The organism is Adlercreutzia sp. DFI.6.23, from assembly GCF_024462535.1.
Taxonomy (GTDB): Bacteria; Actinomycetota; Coriobacteriia; order Coriobacteriales; family Eggerthellaceae; genus Adlercreutzia; species Adlercreutzia rubneri.
In genome coordinates this window covers 1-1,821 of sequence record NZ_JANGBP010000022.1, presented here as the reverse complement: position 1 = coordinate 1,821, position 1,821 = coordinate 1, and the positions used below count along the sequence as shown (strand labels likewise).

1 rRNA gene is annotated in these 1,821 nt (G+C 60.5%); it reads right to left on the bottom strand.

The window, feature by feature from the left end:
• A 23S ribosomal RNA gene (locus NE591_RS12115) occupies positions 1–1,589 on the bottom strand; the annotation flags it as partial.
• Positions 1,590–1,821 lie beyond the last annotated feature (232 nt).

The window sequence follows — 1,821 nt, the reverse complement described above, 5'->3', positions numbered from 1 at the left end:
CGTGCGCAGCTGATTTCCACGCTGCGCGCCCTACGCGCTTTCACGGGGACGTCCAGAACCCCGCCCGGCTACCCTTCTCCGTCGCCCCATCGGTAATGCCGCGCCGTCGGCGGTGCGGGAATGTCTGCCCGCTGCGCATCGGCTACGCCTCTCGGCCTCGCCTTAGCTCCCGACTGACCCTGGGGGGATTAGCCTCGCCCAGGAACCCTTAGGCTCACGGCGCCAGGGTTTCTCGCCCTGGTCTCGTTACTCATGCCAGCATTCTCACCTCCGCGCGGTCCACAGCAGGTCGCCCTGCTGCTTCGCCCCCCGCGGAGAGCTCCCCTACCACTGAATTCTCAGTCCGCCGCTTCGGTGCATCGCTTAGCCCCGTGAATTGTCGGCGCATGTCCACTCGACCAGTGAGCTGTTACGCACTCTTTAAATGCATGGCTGCTTCTAAGCCAACATCCTGGTTGTCTGGGCAGACGCACATCCTTTGCCACTCAGCGATGACTTGGGGACCTTAGCGGGCGGTCTGGGCTGTTTCCCTCTCGAGCGCGCAGCTTAGCCCACGCCCTCTGACTCCCGGCCTCTCGACCCGCGGCATTCGGAGTTCGGTTCGAGTCGGTAGGCGGTGAAGCCCCCTCGTCGATCCGGTGGCTCTACCACCGCGGGTTAACGGCCGAGGCTAGCCCTAAAGCTATTTCGGGGAGAACGAGATATCTCCGGGTTTGATTGGCCTTTCACCCCTATCCTGGGGTCATCCCCTCCGTTTTCAACCGAAGTGGGTTCGGCCCTCCACGGGGTCTTACCCCCGCTTCAGCCTGCCCCAGGATAGCTCACCCGGCTTCGCGTCTGCAGCGTGCGACTCACTCGCCATCTTAAAGGCTCGCTTTCGCTGCGGCTCGTTTCCAAACTTAACCTCGCCGCACACCGCAACTCGCTGGCTCATTCTACAAAAGGCACGCCGTCACAGCGCAAAGGCTGCTCCGACTGCTTGTGGGCGCACGGTTTCAGGTACTGTTTCACTCCCCTCTCGGGGTGCTTTTCACCTTTCCCTCACGGTACTGGTTCGCTATCGGTCACAGGAGAGTGTTCAGCCTTGGAGGGTGGTCCCCCCGGCTTCGGACCGGGTTTCACGTGCCCGGCCCTACTCGGGATACTCGTCAGCGGTCCGCATGGTTTCGCGTACGGGGCTCTCACCCGCTGCGGCCGGCCCTTCCATGCCGTTCCGCTACCATGTGGATTTGTAACCGCTCCCAGGTGGGCAGCACCTGGACGCGAGTCCCGCAACCCCCGGGCGGCAACGCCTGCCGCTTACACGCGCCCGGGTTTGGGCTGGTGCGCTTTCGCTCGCCGCTACTCGCGCAATCTCGGTTGATTTCTCTTCCTCGGGGTACTTAGATGTTTCAGTTCCCCCGGTTGCCTTCGCCCGCCCTATTTGATTCAGGCGGGGATAGCAGGGCATGACCCCTGCTGGGTTCCCCCATTCGGAGACCTGCGGATCAAAGGGTGTTTGCCCCTCCCCGCAGCTTATCGCAGCTTGCCGCGTCCTTCGTCGACTTCCTGTGCCAAGGCATCCGCCGTGCGCCCTAGATATCTTGTCCATTACCTAGGTCGCCAAAGAAGTTCAGTTACTTCTAATGGTTTCGTCCATTGGATATTAATGAGAATTAATTCCGTCGTATAACATACGTTCGCGATCGTGATGAATCGTCTATTCCATGATGCGAGCACCCATCGAGAACCTAATCAGCTTAGGAAATTGATGTTGGTGTTGATCATGTTGACATTTTCATGTCACGCGCTATGCAACTGTCAAGGTGCGCGGGGACTCTC